The 14,524-nt window shown below is 71.8% G+C and carries 15 protein-coding genes; 10 read left to right on the plus strand and 5 right to left on the minus strand.

The features are described from left to right. Window positions 1-61: 61 nt before the first annotated feature. Window positions 62-709: a heme oxygenase (biliverdin-producing) gene (locus ACIBVL_RS02695; protein ID WP_399090607.1), complete on the plus strand. Its 648-nt coding sequence runs from the start codon at window positions 62-64 to the stop codon at window positions 707-709. Between the two features lie 75 nt (window positions 710-784). Here the strand turns inward: ACIBVL_RS02695 and ACIBVL_RS02700 are convergent, their stop codons facing one another. After that, entirely contained in the window at window positions 785-1,198 is a 414-nt protein-coding gene (locus ACIBVL_RS02700; RefSeq protein ID WP_399090610.1) for a hypothetical protein, read from the minus strand. Window positions 1,199-1,317: 119 nt separating this feature from the next. Beyond that, window positions 1,318-1,971 (minus strand): PhzF family phenazine biosynthesis protein, encoded by a 654-nt coding sequence (locus ACIBVL_RS02705; RefSeq protein WP_399090613.1) that lies wholly within the window; start codon window positions 1,969-1,971, stop codon window positions 1,318-1,320. A gap of 81 nt (window positions 1,972-2,052) precedes the next feature. Between ACIBVL_RS02705 and ACIBVL_RS02710 the strand changes: the two genes are divergently transcribed. The 6 genes from ACIBVL_RS02710 (at window position 2,053) to ACIBVL_RS02735 (ending at window position 8,508) form a co-directional block, all read left to right on the plus strand. Continuing rightward, window positions 2,053-3,138, plus strand: a complete 1,086-nt coding sequence (locus tag ACIBVL_RS02710; RefSeq protein WP_399090616.1) for a FecCD family ABC transporter permease — start codon at window positions 2,053-2,055, stop codon at window positions 3,136-3,138. Between the two features lie 123 nt (window positions 3,139-3,261). Further along, a complete protein-coding gene (locus ACIBVL_RS02715) occupies window positions 3,262-4,080 on the plus strand; it encodes a heme ABC transporter ATP-binding protein (RefSeq protein ID WP_399090619.1) in 819 nt (272 codons plus the stop codon). Between the two features lie 188 nt (window positions 4,081-4,268). Continuing rightward, window positions 4,269-5,408 carry an iron uptake system protein EfeO gene (gene efeO, locus ACIBVL_RS02720; RefSeq protein WP_399090622.1) on the plus strand — a complete coding sequence of 380 codons (1,140 nt, stop codon included), beginning with the start codon at window positions 4,269-4,271 and terminating at the stop codon, window positions 5,406-5,408. A gap of 9 nt (window positions 5,409-5,417) precedes the next feature. Continuing rightward, window positions 5,418-6,665 carry an iron uptake transporter deferrochelatase/peroxidase subunit gene (gene efeB / locus ACIBVL_RS02725; protein WP_399090626.1) on the plus strand — a complete coding sequence of 416 codons (1,248 nt, stop codon included), beginning with the start codon at window positions 5,418-5,420 and terminating at the stop codon, window positions 6,663-6,665. 3 nt (window positions 6,666-6,668) lie between these two features. Next, window positions 6,669-7,553 (plus strand): iron uptake transporter permease EfeU, encoded by an 885-nt coding sequence (gene efeU, locus ACIBVL_RS02730; protein ID WP_399090629.1) that lies wholly within the window; start codon window positions 6,669-6,671, stop codon window positions 7,551-7,553. Beyond that, window positions 7,501-8,508: a hypothetical protein gene (locus ACIBVL_RS02735; protein WP_399090632.1), complete on the plus strand. Its 1,008-nt coding sequence runs from the start codon at window positions 7,501-7,503 to the stop codon at window positions 8,506-8,508. Before efeU ends, ACIBVL_RS02735 begins: the two co-directional genes overlap by 53 nt. A gap of 12 nt (window positions 8,509-8,520) precedes the next feature. On the opposite strand, the gene ACIBVL_RS02740 is transcribed toward ACIBVL_RS02735, so the two are convergent. The 3 genes from ACIBVL_RS02740 to ACIBVL_RS02750 all read right to left on the minus strand — a co-directional run bounded on the left by ACIBVL_RS02740 (window position 8,521) and on the right by ACIBVL_RS02750 (window position 10,991). Then, on the minus strand, window positions 8,521-9,249 hold the full coding sequence (locus ACIBVL_RS02740; RefSeq protein WP_399090635.1) for a bifunctional DNA primase/polymerase: 729 nt from the start codon (window positions 9,247-9,249) through the stop codon (window positions 8,521-8,523). Window positions 9,250-9,355: 106 nt separating this feature from the next. Further along, window positions 9,356-9,979 (minus strand): TetR/AcrR family transcriptional regulator, encoded by a 624-nt coding sequence (locus tag ACIBVL_RS02745; protein ID WP_399090638.1) that lies wholly within the window; start codon window positions 9,977-9,979, stop codon window positions 9,356-9,358. Window positions 9,980-9,995: 16 nt separating this feature from the next. Then, entirely contained in the window at window positions 9,996-10,991 is a 996-nt protein-coding gene (locus ACIBVL_RS02750; RefSeq protein WP_399090641.1) for a Gfo/Idh/MocA family protein, read from the minus strand. 87 nt (window positions 10,992-11,078) lie between these two features. On the opposite strand from ACIBVL_RS02750, the gene ACIBVL_RS02755 reads away from it, so the two are divergent. The 3 genes from ACIBVL_RS02755 to ACIBVL_RS02765 are packed head-to-tail and all read left to right on the plus strand — an operon-like array spanning window position 11,079 to window position 14,514. Then, window positions 11,079-12,359 carry a multidrug effflux MFS transporter gene (locus tag ACIBVL_RS02755; RefSeq protein WP_399090644.1) on the plus strand — a complete coding sequence of 427 codons (1,281 nt, stop codon included), beginning with the start codon at window positions 11,079-11,081 and terminating at the stop codon, window positions 12,357-12,359. Between the two features lie 56 nt (window positions 12,360-12,415). Next, window positions 12,416-13,480 carry a serine hydrolase domain-containing protein gene (locus ACIBVL_RS02760; RefSeq protein WP_399090647.1) on the plus strand — a complete coding sequence of 355 codons (1,065 nt, stop codon included), beginning with the start codon at window positions 12,416-12,418 and terminating at the stop codon, window positions 13,478-13,480. A 47-nt stretch (window positions 13,481-13,527) separates the two neighbouring features. Further along, the gene (locus ACIBVL_RS02765; RefSeq protein WP_399090650.1) at window positions 13,528-14,514 is read left to right on the plus strand and encodes a small ribosomal subunit Rsm22 family protein; all 987 of its coding nucleotides are present in this window, start codon (window positions 13,528-13,530) and stop codon (window positions 14,512-14,514) included. The last annotated feature ends 10 nt before the right edge of the window (window positions 14,515-14,524 follow it).

Genomic DNA, 14,524 nt, shown 5'->3' on the forward strand with positions numbered 1-14,524 from the left:
ACCGACACGGTGTCGGCAAACCTATTGACTTAGGTAAGCCTAACCTCGGAGGATATCGCCCATGGACTCCTTCTCGACCGTCATCCGCACCGCGTCCCACGAGCAGCACGTCGAGGCGGAGACCTCGACGTTCATGAGCGACCTGCTCGGCGGACGACTCGGCGTGGACGCGTACGCGCGCTACACCGAACAACTGTGGTGCGTGTACGAGGCACTGGAGGCGGGAGCCGAGCCGCTGGCGTCGGACCCGGTGGCCGGGCCGTTCATCCGGCCGGAGCTGTTCCGGCTGGCCGCGCTGGAGCGGGACCTGGCACATCTGCGGGGACCGGACTGGCGGGCGGGACTGGCGGCCCTGCCGGCGACGCGGGAGTACGCGGACCGGGTGCGGGAATGCGCCGAGCACTGGCCGGCCGGGTACATCGCCCACCACTACACGCGCTACCTCGGCGACCTCTCCGGCGGGCAGATCATCCGCGACAGGGCGGAGCGGACCTGGGGCTTCGAGAAGAAGGGCGACGGCGTCCGTTTCTACGTCTTCGAGGAGCTCGGCAACCCGGCGGCGTTCAAGCGGGGTTACCGGGAGCTGCTGGACGGGGTGCGCGCGGACGACCTGGAGAAGCAGCGGATCGTCGCCGAGTGCAAGCGGGCCTTCGCCCTCAACACGGCCGTGTTCCGGGAGCTGGGCGAGGAGTTCCGGCTCTCGGCGTGAGCCCCGGGCCCCGTGGGGCGGGCCCCTTCCCGGCGGGGAAGGGGCCCGCCCCACGGGTCGGTCCGGCCGGCCCGGTCAGAACCAGCCGCAGTGCGCGCCGGCCCAGAAGATGCCGCCGGAGGCCGTGTGGATCTTGCCGACGTACGGGCTGCAGACCTTGCCGCCCTCCCCGAAGTGGTGGTGCCGCCCTTCCTCCTTGCGGTAGTGGTCGGACCCGTAGTGCTTGCCGTGATGCTCGGAGCCGTAGTCCTTGCCGTGGTGCTCGGAGCCGTAGTCCTTGCCGTGGTGCTCGGACCCGTAGTCCTTGCCGTGGTGCTCGGACCCGTAGTCCTTGCCGTGGTGCTCGGACCCGTAGTCCTTGCCGTGGTGCTCGGACCCTTGGTACGAGGCGTGGTGCCGGGGTCCCTCGTCGGCGATGGCGCTCGGCGCCCCGGCGGTGGCCAGGGCCAGCCCCAGGACGGTGGCGGCCAGGACTGATCGGATACGCATGATGCTCCTCTCACGGAGGCGGAGTGGTCACGCCCAGAGGTAACCGTTCGCCTGCGCGCGCACACGCCACACCACCCGTACGGGCGGCCGGAACACCACGGACGCCGGTACCCCCGCTCTCAGGATTCGGCGCCCTCGAGGAAGACCCGGCCGCCGATCTCCACCCACCCGTACGGCTGGGGGGCGGTCAGGATCTGGGAGCCCGCGCCCTGGGTGATGTTCAGGGCGCGGCCCAGCCGGTCGGTGAGCAGCAGGGCGGCCGCGCCGGTCGCCTCGTCCTCGTCGATGCCGTCGTCACGGCCGGGGAAGCCACGGGCACGGATCCGGCCGGCCGGCTCGTCCTCCCACGCCCAGGCGTAGATCCACTCACCCTTCGGCGGCACGCTCAGGTCGTCGACCTCGGCGGCGGTGGCGTACTGGCGGAACGTGCGCGGCGGGGCCCACTCCGCCCGCGCCTCGATCCAGCTGAACTCCCCGTCCAGACGGGCGCCCACGACCCCGGCCGGCGTGACCAGCTCGGGCACGTCGAGCAGCCAGGCCGCGCCGACGCAGGGATGACCCGCGAAGGGCAGGCGCAGGGTGGGCGTGTAGATGTCGATGACCCCGCGCTCGGGATCGTCGACGAACACCGTCTCGCTGAAGCCCAGTTTCGCCGCGAGGGCCTGGCGGTCCTCCCGGTCGGGCAGCACGGAGCCGTCGCGGACCACGCCCAGTTCGTTGCCGTAGCCGCCGTTCGGCGCGCAGAAGACGCGGAGCACGTCGTAATCAGTCACTCGGGAATTGAAGCACCGCGCGGGAAGCCGTTCGAACGACGAGCGTTTCAATGTAGGTAAGGCTAACCTAAGATGACCGCCATGACCGTCCTGGACAAGCAAGCCGAGGCCGAGGCCGTGCCGGCCGTGCCGGAGAAGAGACACGGGGCGGCCCGGCTGCTCACCGCAGGGCTGGTCCTGGCGCTGCTCGCGCTGATGCCGGTGGCCGGGGCGCTCGGGGCGTACCCGATCCCGGTCGGGGACGTGCTCTCCTCCGTGCAGCACCGGATCGGCCTCGGGGGCGGGGAGCTGGACCGGGTCGCGGAGTCCGTGCTGTGGAACGTGCGGTTCCCGCGGATCGTGCTGGCGCTGCTCGTGGGGGCCTCGCTGGGGTGCGCGGGGGCGCTGATGCAGGGCGTGTTCGGCAATCCGCTCGCCGAGCCGGGGGTCATCGGCATCTCCTCGGGCGCCGCGGTGGGGGCGGTCGCCGCGATCGCCTTCGACGTGAACGTCCTCGGCACCTGGACGGTGTCGGCGTTCGCGTTCCTCGCGGGACTCGGGACCGTGCTGCTGGTGTACGCGATGGCGCGTTCCGGCGGGCGCACGGAGGTGGTGACGCTGATCCTCACGGGGATCGCGGTGAACGCGTTCGCGGGGGCGCTGATCGGGTTGTTCCTCTTCTTCGCCGACGCCGCGGCCATTCAGCAGATCACCTTCTGGCAGCTGGGATCGCTGTCGCAGGCGACGTGGCCGAAGGTGCTGGCGGTGCTGCCGTGTGCGGTGATCGGGCTGGCCCTCGCCCCGGTGCACTCCCGCCGGCTCGACCTGCTGGCGCTCGGGGAGCGGCCGGCCCGGCATCTGGGGGTGGAGGTGGAGCGGTTGCGGATGGTGCTGATCCTGGTGATCGCGCTGCTGACGGCGGCGGCGGTGAGCGTGTCGGGGATCATCGGCTTCGTCGGCCTGGTCGTCCCGCATCTGCTCCGGATGGCGGCGGGACCCGGTCATCGGTTCCTGGTCCCGGCGAGTGCCCTGCTGGGCGCCCTGGTCCTCCTCGCCGCGGATCTCGCGTCCCGCACGGTGGCGGCCCCCGCCGAGCTGCCCCTGGGCGTCCTGACCGCTCTCCTCGGCAGCCCGTTCTTCTTCTGGCTGCTGCGCAGGACGCGGAGACGGCAGGGCGGTTGGGCCTGAGCCCTCGCTCACCCACCCACCCGACCCGCGCGGCCAAGAGGTCATCCGCCCCTGGACCACCCGTGCCCCGGCCAAGGGGCGCGGCGCCCCCGCTTCCTTCCTCGCTTCCCTCAAGGAGCCCCCATGAGACTTCTTCGTCGTCGGCCGAACCCGTCGGCGCCCTCCGGCCCGGGGACGGTTCTCGCCCAGGCCGTCGGGGTGCGGGTGCGGCTCGGGGGGCGGGAGGTTCTGCGCGGGGTGGACGTCGAGGCGCAGGCCGGGGAGGTGTTGGCCCTCGTGGGGCCCAACGGGGCAGGGAAGTCCACGCTGCTGGCCGCGCTCGCCGGTGACCTGGTGGCCGTCGACGGTGTCGTACGGATTCACGGGCGGCCCGCCGCGGAGTGGAGTGCGGCGGAACTGGCTTTGCGGCGGGCCGTGTTGCCCCAGGCGGCGAGTCTGTCCTTTCCGTTCGCCGTCGAGGATGTCGTGCGGATGGGGCGGGCGCCCCACCGCTCCTCGGCCGCCGAGGACGATCTCGCGGTCGCCGGGGCGATGGAAGCCGCCGAGGTGAGCGCGTTCGCGGGGCGGTCGTTCTCCGCGTTGAGCGGTGGGGAGCGGGCCCGGGTGGCGCTTGCCCGGGTGCTTGCCCAGCGCGCCCCGCTGTTGCTCCTCGACGAGCCGACCGCCGCCCTGGACCTCAGGCACCAGGAGTTGGTGCTGCGGGTGTGCCGGGAGCGGGCCGGGGAGGGCGATGCGGTGGTCGTCGTACTGCACGACCTGGGGCTCGCCGCCGCCTATGCGCACCGGGTCGCGATTCTGTGCGCCGGCCGGGTGGTGGCGGACGGGGCCCCTGCCGAGGTGTTCGGCGAGCGGCTGCTGTCCGACGTCTACGAGCAGCCCGTCGAGGTGCTTCCGCACCCCCGCACGGGGGCCCTTCTGGTGACCCCGAAGCGGAATCTTTGAATCACCTTTGACCGAACGCTGGGGTCCGTTTTAAGCCACCGTGATCGGCTCGTGCTCTTACACCGTCTATGAGAGCTGAATCACGGGCCGCCCGGGTATTACACAGGTAAGCCTTGGATAAGTTAGGCGAGGCTCACCAATCCTGTGAGCCCGCTCACGTGAATATTCAGCCATCGCTGGGAGCCCGAATGCGAGCCGCCAGACTGTCCGTCGCCACCGCCGTCGCCGCCGTGACCGCACTGACCGCCGTCACGGGCTGCACCGAGAAGAGCGACGCCAAGGACGGCGATCGGGTCATCAAGGTGACCGCCACCGACTCCGCGTGCGAGACCTCCAAGAAGGAGATCTCCGCCGGGCACGTCGAGCTCGCCGTCGAGAACAAGGGCTCCAAGGTCACCGAGGTCTACATCCTCTTCCCGGACGACCGGATCGTCAGCGAGCGCGAGAACATCGGACCCGGCACCAAGCAGCGGGTCACCGCCGAGGTGAAGGCGGGCTCGTATCTGATCGCCTGCAAGCCCGGCATGAAGGGCGACGGCATCCGTCAGGACCTCAAGGTCACCGGCGGCACCGTCGCCAAGCGGAACCCCGAACTGGACAAGGCCGTCGCCGAGTACCGCGAGTACGCCCAGGAGCAGGCCGACGCCACCATCCCGCTCGTCGAGACCTTCGTGAAGGCCGTCAAGGCCGGTGACATCGCCGCCGCCCAGAAGGCGTTCGCGCCCTCCCGTCTCGGCTGGGAGCGCACCGAGCCGGTCGCCGAGTCCTTCGGTGACATCGACCCGCTGGTCGACACCCGCGCGGACGGCCTGGAGGACGGCCAGAAGTGGACCGGCTGGCACCGGTTGGAGAAGTCGCTGTGGGAGGACAAGAAGATCGGTGACGAGGAGAAGACCCTCGCCGATCAGCTCGTCACCGACCTCGAGGACTGGCAGAAGCGGGTCGGCAAGGCCGAGATCACCCCGACCTCCATGGCCAACGGCGCCAAGGAACTGCTCGACGAGGTGGCCACCGGCAAGGTCACCGGCGAGGAGGACCGCTACTCGCACACCGACCTGTCCGACTTCAAGGCCAACGTCGAGGGCGCGCAGAAGGCCTACGACCTGCTCAAGCCGGTCGCGCAGACCAACGACAAGGCGCTGACCACCGAACTCGACAAGCAGTTCACCGCGCTGAACGCGCTGCTCGACAAGTACCGCTCGGACAAGACCTCATACGACTTCGTGTCGTACGACAAGGTCACCGAGGCGCAGCGCAAGGAGCTCTCGGACGCGGTGAACGCGCTCGCGGAGCCCCTGTCGAAGCTCGCCGCGGCCGTGGTCAAGTAAGGGGCACTCATGACCGAGACCGAGGGCAGCACGCCTTCCCGCCGCTCGCTCATCGGCTGGGGCGGTGCCGGGCTCGCACTCGGCGCCGTCGCGGCCGGCGGCGCGGTGGCGATGACCCGCACCGGCGACGACGTCGAGCCGACGGCCGCCGACACGGGCGCCGCGGTCGCCTTCCACGGCGCCAACCAGGCGGGCATCGCCACCCCCGTCCAGGACCGGCTGCACTTCGCCGCGTTCGACGTGGACACCACCGACCGCGCCGCGTTCGTGCAGATGCTCAAGGACTGGACGGCCGCCGCGCGCCGGATGACCGCCGGGAACACGGTCGGTGACGGGGCGTACGGCGGGCTCGCCGAGGCCCCGCCGGGCGACACCGGCGAGGCCCTGGGGCTGAAGCCCTCGCGGCTGACGCTCACCATCGGCTTCGGCCCCTCCCTCTTCGCCAAGTTCGGACTCGCCGACCAGCGGCCGGACGCCCTCGTCGACCTGCCCAAGTTCGCCGGGGACGCACTGGACGCGGCCCGTTCCAACGGTGACCTGTGTGTACAGGCCTGCGCGGACGACCCACAGGTGGCCGTGCACGCGATCCGCAACCTGGCCCGGATCGGCATGGGCAAGGTCGTCATCCGCTGGTCGCAGCTCGGCTTCGGCAAGACCTCCTCCACCACGCCCGAGGCGCAGACCCCGCGCAACCTGATGGGCTTCAAGGACGGCACCCGCAACATCGCCGGGACCGAGGCCGACCGGCTGAAGAAGTTCGTGTGGGTCGGCGAGAAGGACGGGCCCGACTGGATGGTCGGCGGATCCTATCTCGTCGCCCGGCGGATCCGTATGCACATCGAGACCTGGGACCGCACCTCCCTCCAGGAGCAGGAGGACGTCTTCGGGCGGGACAAGGGCGAGGGCGCGCCGGTCGGCAAGGCGAAGGAGCGCGACGAGCCGTTCCTGAAGGCGATGAAGCCCGACGCGCACGTGCGGCTCGCGCACCCCGACTCCAACCACGGGTCGACCATCCTGCGCCGCGGCTACTCCTTCACCGACGGCACCGACGGCCTGGGCCGGCTGGAGGCCGGGCTGTTCTTCCTCGCCTACCAGCGGGACGTGCGCGAGGGCTTCATCCGCATCCAGCGCAACCTCGCGACCGACGCGCTCAACGAGTACATCCAGCATGTGGGTTCGGCGGTCTTCGCCGTCCCGCCGGGCGTCCGGGACAAGGACGACTGGTGGGGGCGGGCGCTGTTCTCCGAGGAGGCGTAGCCCGTGTTCTCCAACTATCTGATCGGACTGCGTGAGGGGCTGGAGGCCTCGCTCGTCGTCTGCATCCTCATCGCCTACCTGGTGAAGACCGGCCGCCGGGACGCGCTGAAGCCGGTGTGGACCGGTATCGCCATCGCCGTCCTCATCGCGATGGGCTTCGGCTGCGTCCTCGAATTCGGTTCGCAGGAGCTGACGTTCGAGGCGCAGGAGGCGCTCGGCGGATCGCTGTCGATCCTCGCGGTCGGGCTGGTGACATGGATGGTGTTCTGGATGCGGCGCACCGCCCGGCACCTGAAGTCGGAGCTGCACGGCAAGCTGGACGCGGCCCTCGCCATGGGCACGGGCGCGCTGGTCGCCACCGCGTTCCTCGCGGTCGGCCGGGAGGGCCTGGAGACCGCCCTGTTCGTGTGGGCGTCGGTGCACGCGGCAGGCGACGGCACCCCGCGCCCGCTGATCGGCGTCGCCCTGGGCCTGGCGACGGCCGTGTTCCTGGGCTGGCTGTTCTACCGCGGGGCGCTGCGCATCAACCTCGCGAAGTTCTTCACCTGGACGGGTGGCATGCTCGTCGTCGTGGCCGCGGGCGTGCTGGCGTACGGCTTCCACGACCTCCAGGAGGCCCGCTGGGTCCCGGGCCAGTACAGCCTCGCGTTCGACATCAGCGATACGATCCCGCCGGACAGCTGGTACGGCACCCTCCTGAAGGGTGTCCTCAACTTCCAGCCCGATCCGACCGTTGTCCAGGTCACGGTGTGGCTGCTGTACCTGGTCCCGACGCTCGCGCTGTTCCTCGCCCCGGTAGGGTTCGCCTCCGGGAAGGGGAAGGTGAAGGCACCTGATGACGCACCTGACGACCAGGGGTCGCGGCCCTCGAAGGCTCCGCAGGCTTGACCGGAGCGCACTGACAGCGGCCTGCGTGACCGCTTTGTCGTTGACGGCGAGCGGTTGTGTGGTGGTGCACGGGGAGCGCGAGATGCTGCCCGCGGCCACGCAGGCGGAGGCCGCGAGGGCGCTGCAACAGTTCACGACCGCGTACAACAAGGCCGACAAGGCCTACGACGGTTCCCTGGACGCCGCGCACACCACCGGCGCCCTCGGGGCCATCGACGCGGCGCGTCTGAAGGCCGGGCAGGCCAACAGCCCGGACGGCAACCCGCAGCACACTCCGCTGGTGCTCTCGGACGTGACGTACACGATCCCCAAGAAGGCGGGCTGGCCGCGCTGGTTCGTCGCCGACGCCAAGGCCAACAAGGGCGGCGACGCCCGCTGGGTGCTGGTGTTCACCCGCGGCGATCTCTCCGAGCCGTGGCAGGCGGCGTATCTGACGCTGGTGGCGGCGGGCGCGCTGCCGGAGTTCACCAAGGACAAGGACGGCTGGGCGCAGGCCGTACCGGCCGACTCCGCCGAACTGACGCGGATGCCCGCGGACTTGAGCAAGGACTACGCCACCTATCTCAAGGACGGCGGCAGCACCTTCGCGGACGGGGCGTACACCAGCACGTTGCGCGCCACGCGCGCGAAGAACGCGAAGAAGCCGGGGCTCGTCCAGCAGTACATCGACGAGCCCCTGACGAGCGGCGACTTCGCGCCGCTGGCGTTGCGTACGAAGGACGGCGGGGCGCTGGTGTTCTTCTCCTCCCACCACTACGTCAAGCAGACGGCCGCGGCGGGGGCGTCGGTGCCGGCGCTCAACAAGAGTGTGCGGGCGTTGACGACCGGAGAGGTGAAGCAGTCGTTGACGATGGAGTTCGTCGCCAATGAGATCGCCGTGGATCCGGTGCGGGGTTCCGGTGCGGTGTCGGTGCTCAGTCGGTTGGAGGGGTTGACCGGGGCGAAGGGGGAATGAGGCCGGCGCCCCTCAGAAACGCTGCCATCCCGTACCCGCACGGTCCTGTCGGTCCCCGTGGCGGGCGCATGCGTCGGTCAGGACCTCGAGCAGGGTCAGCGGGTCGGGAAGAGCGTGTTCGAGGCCCCGTACCCAGCGCACCGACCGGCCGTGGTCGCCCGGCAGGCGGGCCGGCGGCATCAGGACGTAGGAGCCCCGGCAGTGCCAGCGCAGGCCGGGGTGTTCGTCCATGGTCTCGGGGTGGCAGTCCAGTTCGCAGGGCCACCACTCGTCCTCGTCCTCTGGGGTGCCGCGGGTGAGGGTGAAGAAGAGCATGCGGCCGTCGTCGCTCTCGGCGACCGGGCCGACCTCGACGCCGGAGTCGAGGAGGCGGTCGAGAGCCTCTCGGCCGGCCTCCAGGGGGACGTCGAGGACGTCGTGGGTCATGCCGGTCGCGGTGATGAAGTTGGCCTGCGGCTGGTGGCGGGCCCAGCGCTCGATCTGGGCGCGGTCGGTGGTGGACTGGGTCTGCCAGGCGAAGGAGATCGGATGGCGGGCCGGGGTCGGACAGCCGACGCGGTCGCAGGAGCAGCGGTAGTCGGCGGCCGGGTGCGCGGCGGGCGCGAGGGGCAGTCCGGCAGCGGCGGCGGCGAGCAGCAGGGCCTCACGGCCGCCGTCGGCGGCTTCCGTCGGGCCGCTTCCGCGCAGCCACCGGGTGAGTCGGCCCCGCAGGCCGATCGGGCCGCCGAACTCCGCGCTCATCTATCCCCTCGCCTCGCTGTGGTGCGGACAGCATGCCTCATGGTCCCACCATCCCGCGCATCGGGGGTCCGGTACCCCCAATCGGGGCAAAGCCCCGCCCGGCGGGTCAGCGGGGTGCGAGGCCGTACAGGGCGTAGTCGACGAGCGTGTCCGTGTAGGCGTACGAGATGGGGCCCGTGTACTGGAGCCAGCGCTGGGCCAGTGGGGAGACGAAGAGTTCGAGCGCGATGCGCGGGTCGACCTCGGGGCGGACCTGGCCACTCTGCTGGGCGGAGCGCAGGCGGTCGACGTACAACTGGAGCTGGGGTTCGAGGAGTTTGGCCACGAACTCACGGCCGAGCTGCTCGTTGACCACGCCTTCCGCGGACAGGGCGCGGGAGGGTGCCTCGAAGCGGGGGTCGAGGAGTTCGTCGACGGTGGCGCGCAGGACCGCCTTGAGATCGGCGGCGAGGTCCCCGGTGTCGGGGATGGCGTACGGCACCTGGCCGGCGGCCTCGGCGGCCTGTTCGCCAAGGTCGAGGAACGCCTCCAGCAGCACGTCCGCCTTCGACGACCACCAGCGGTAGATGGTCTGCTTGCCGACGCCGGCGCGGGCCGCGATGCCCTCGATCGTGGTCTTCGGGTAGCCCACCTCCGCGACGAGGGCGAGGGCCGCGTCGTAGATGGCGCGGCGGGACCTCTCGCTGCGGCGGGTGGTGTCGGGGGTGGATCTGGCGGGCTTGGTGACCATGGGTCGACGGTACGGCCTACTCGTGCGGGTACCGCACCCCGATCCGCTTCCGTACCGCATCCAGGGTGCGCATCACCGCGAGGGTCCCGTCGAGCGGCACGAGCGGGGACTCCGTCTCGCCGGCCCGCAGCGCTCGCATGACCTCGCGGGCCTCGTGCCGGAAGGTGGTGCGGGGACCGTCGCCCGGGTCGGCGGTGAACTCCTCGGGATCGCGGCCGGCCCGGTGCAGGACCAGCCGGTCGGGGTGGAAGAAGCCGGACGGGATGTCGACGCGGCCCCGGGAACCCGTGACGGAGGCGGTGGTGCCGGTGCCGCCGACGAGCGAGCAGTGCAGGGCGGCGAGCGCGCCGGACTCCCAGGACAGGGCCAGCGCGGTCTGGAGGTCGACGCCCTCTGCGGACAGCACGGCCTGGGCGGAGACGCCGGACGGTTCGCCGAGCAGGAGCTGGGCGAAGGAGACGGGGTAGACGCCGAGGTCGAGGAGGGCGCCGCCGCCCTGGGCGGGGTCGCGCAGCCGGTGCGAGGGCGGGAAGGGGCCCTCGAGACCGAAGTCGGCCTGGACCGTGCGGACGTCACCGATCGCGCCGTCGTCGATCAGGGTCTTGAGGCGGCGGATCACCGGGTTGCAGTACATCCACATGGCCTCCATCAGGAAGCGGCCGTTGTCCCGGGCCAGCGCGACCAGTTCCTCGGCCTCGCGCACGTTGAGCGTGAACGGCTTCTCGCAGAGCACGGCCCGGCCCGCCTTGAGGCACATCCCGGCCGCCGTGCGGTGCGCGGAGTGCGGGGTGGCGACATAGACGACATCGATGTCCCCGTCCTCGGCGAGCGCACCCCAGTCGCCGTAGGCCTTGGGAATCCCGAAGCGTTCGGCGAACGCGCGCGCCGAGGTCTCCGTGCGCGAACCGACCGCGACGACCTCCGCGTCGGGCAGGTCGATCAGGTCCGCCGTGAAGGCGGCGGCTATCCCGCCGGTCGCCAGGATTCCCCATCGCACCGTGTCCGTCGTCATACCCCGCCCGCCCTCGTGGCCGTACCAGCAGTCCGTTCGAGCTGAGAGCATAGGTGGCGCAGACATCGAAGAGGGAGGGGCGGCCGGATGCCGGAGGGTGGGGCGATACCGAAGGTGCCGGAGACGGCGGCCGTGACGCCGCCCCCGCGCGCCCTGCGCCGGACCGGTCTGCTCGTCACCCTCGTGCTGGGCGGTCTCACCGCCACTCCCCCGCTGTCGATGGACATGTACCTCCCGGCCCTGCCGGAGGTCACCCGCTCCCTGCACGCGCCCGCCGCGACCGTCCAGCTCACGCTGACCGCCTGTCTGGCCGGGATGGCGCTGGGACAGCTGGTGGTCGGGCCGATGAGCGACAAGTGGGGCCGCCGGCGCCCGCTGCTCGCCGGTCTCGCGGTGTACGTCGTGGCGACCGTGCTGTGCGTCCTGGCGCCGACCGTCGAGCTGCTGATCGCCTTCCGGCTGGCCCAGGGGCTGGCGGGCGCGGCCGGGATCGTGATCGCGCGGGCCGTCGTGCGTGATCTCTACGACGGTGTGGCGATGGCCCGGTTCTTCTCCACCCTCATGCTGATCTCCGGGGTGGCGCCGGTGGTGGCGCCGCTGATCGGCGCGCAGATCCTGCGGGTGACGGACTGGCGGGGTGTGTTCGCGGTCCTCACGGTGGTGGGGCTGGCGCTGGCCGCGCTGGTGTGGGCGAGGCTCCCGGAGACGCTGGAGCCCGTCGAGCGGCACGCGGGCGGGGTCGGCGAGGCCCTGCGCTCGATGCGCCGTCTGCTGGCCGACCTGCCCTTCACCGGCTACATGCTCAGCGGCGGCTTCGCCTTCGCCGCGCTGTTCGCGTACATCTCGGCCTCCCCGTTCGTCGTCCAGGAGATCTACGGCGCCTCCCCGCAGACGTTCGGTCTGCTGTTCGGCGCGAACTCGGTGGGGCTGGTGGTGGTCGGGCAGATCAACGGCAAGGTGCTGGTGGGCCGGGTCAGCCTGGACAAGGTGCTGGCCTTCGGCCTGACGGTGGTGGCGCTGGCCGCGACCGCGCTGCTGCTGATGGCGGCCGGCGTGTTCGGCGAGGTGGGCCTCGTCCCGGTGGCGGCGGCCCTGTTCGTGCTGATGTCCGCGATGGGCGTCAGCCTGCCCAACGCCCAGACGCTCGCCCTGATGCGCGTCCGCCACTCCGCCGGATCCGCCTCCGCGCTCCTGGGTACCTCCTCCTTCCTCATCGGCGCGATCGCCTCCCCGCTCGTCGGGATCGCCGGCGAGCACACCGCCGTCCCGATGGCCGTCGTCCAACTGGTGGCCGCACTGGTGGCGCTCGCCTGCTTCGTGGGAATGTGCCGTCCCTGGGCACGGGCGGAAGAAGGAGCCGAGAACTGAGCGCACCGAGACTGCGCGTCGACACCCCGGAGCGGGCGGGGCTCGACCCCGAGGAAATGCGCCTCCTCGTGCTCGACGTCATGGAGCTGACCGTCGGCGACCGGCCGTGGGCGGCCGGTGCCGTGGTGGTCGCGGGGCGCGGCCCGGTGATCGCCGTGGCGGAGGCCGTGGGCTGGGCGGTGCGCTACGCGGCCTACGACCCGGAGCGCGACGCCGGCGTGGAACTGCCGCCCGGGGCACGCGTCCCGATGACCGTCGGCACCCCGTTCGACCTGGCCTCGCTGACCAAGCTGTTCACCTCGGTCGCGGCGGTGCAGCAGATCGAGCGGGGCCGGCTCGGCATCGACGCCCGCGTCGGCGCCTACCTGCCCGACTTCCGCGGGGCCGCCGCCCATGGCCTCACCGTCCGCCAACTCCTCACCCACACCTCCGGGCTCCGCCCCGAGCTGCCGCTGTACGACTGCGCGGACGCCGCCGAGCGGCTGGAGCTGCTGCGCGCGGAGACGCCGGTCCGCGAGCCGGGCACGTACGTCTACTCCGACCTGAACATGCTTCTGCTCCAGCAGCTCCTTCAACGCCTCACCGGCCGCCCCCTCGACGTCCTCGTGCGCGAGGGGATCACCCGGCCGCTGGGGATGACGTCGACGGGCTTCGGGCCCTGCCCGGGCGCGGCGGCCACCGAGGACCAGCGGCGCCCGTGGGCCAAGGCGGACCGGGGGATGCTGCGGGGCGTGGTGCACGACGAGAACGCCTGGGCGCTGGGCGGGGTCGCCGGCCACGCGGGCCTGTTCTCCACCGGCCGCGACCTGGCCGTGTTCTGCCGCACCCTGCTCGCGGGCGGTTCGTACGGCCCCGCCCGGATCCTCGGCCCCGACTTCGTGGAGCTGCTGCTGACCCCGCCGGGGCTGGGGTTCGCCGTGGACGAGCCGTGGTTCATGGGGGAGCTGGCCGGGGAGGGCGCGGCCGGTCACACGGGGTTCACCGGGACCTCGCTGGTCCTGGACCCGGCGACGGACACGTTCGTCGTCCTGCTGGCGAACACGGTGCATCCGGTGAGACGGGTGCCGGACAGCTCGCCTCGGGCGCTGGTCGGGACGCGTCTCGCGATGGCCGTACGGTGAGGGCCTCCTCGGTTCGAGTCGTACCCGGGACCTGAGAAAATCGGCTCGTGAACGTCTCCGTCTCCGCAGCCGAGACCCTCCGTACCGCTCTCGGGGAGCTCCTCGACGGCCTGCCGCCGAGGCAGGCCGCCCAAGCCGTCGAGCGGCTCATCGCCAACTACCGGGGGGCCACCCCGACCGACGCCCCGATCCTGCGCGACCGTGCGGACGTCGCCGCGTATGCCGCCTACCGGATGCCGGCGACGTTCGAGGCGGTGCGCTCGGCGCTGGAGGCGTTCGCGGACGCGGTGCCGGAGTGGGCGCCGGGCAGCCACGTCGACGTCGGTGGCGGGACGGGCGCGGCGACCTGGGCGGTCAGCGACACCTGGGAGGGGATCCGCCCGGTGACCGTGCTCGACTGGGCCACGCCCGCCCTGGCCCTGGGCCGCGAGGTCGCCGCCGCGAACCCGGCGCTCCGGGACGCCCGCTGGCAGCGCGCCCGCATCGGCACGTCCCTGGCTCTGGACCCCGCCGACCTGGTCACCGTCTCGTACGTCCTGAACGAGCTGGCCGCCGCCGACCGCGCCGCCCTCGTGGACGCCGCCGCGTCCGCGGCGCAGGCCGTGGTGATCGTCGAGCCGGGCACCCCGGACGGCTACGCCCGTGTGATCGAGGCCCGCGACCGGCTGATCGCCGCCGGTTTCCGGGTCGCCGCGCCCTGTCCGCACAGCGCCGCCTGCCCGATCGTGCCCGGCGAGGACTGGTGCCACTTCTCGGCGCGGGTCAGCCGTTCCTCCCTGCACCGGCAGGTCAAGGGCGGCTCCCTGCCGTACGAGGACGAGAAGTTCTCCTACGTCGCCGCCGCCCGTTTCCCCGTCTCCCCCACCGCCTCCCGGGTGGTGCGGCGGCCGCAGATCCGCAAGGGGCAGGTGCTCCTCGACCTGTGCGAGACCGAGGAGCGGCTGAGCCGTACGACGGTGACGAAGAAGCACGGCGACCTGTACAAGGCGGCTCGGGACGCGCACTGGGGCGACGCCTGGCCACCGGTGTCGTGAAAGGGCCCTA

The organism is Streptomyces sp. NPDC049687 (genome assembly GCF_044465285.1).
Lineage (GTDB): Bacteria > Actinomycetota > Actinomycetes > Streptomycetales > Streptomycetaceae > Streptomyces.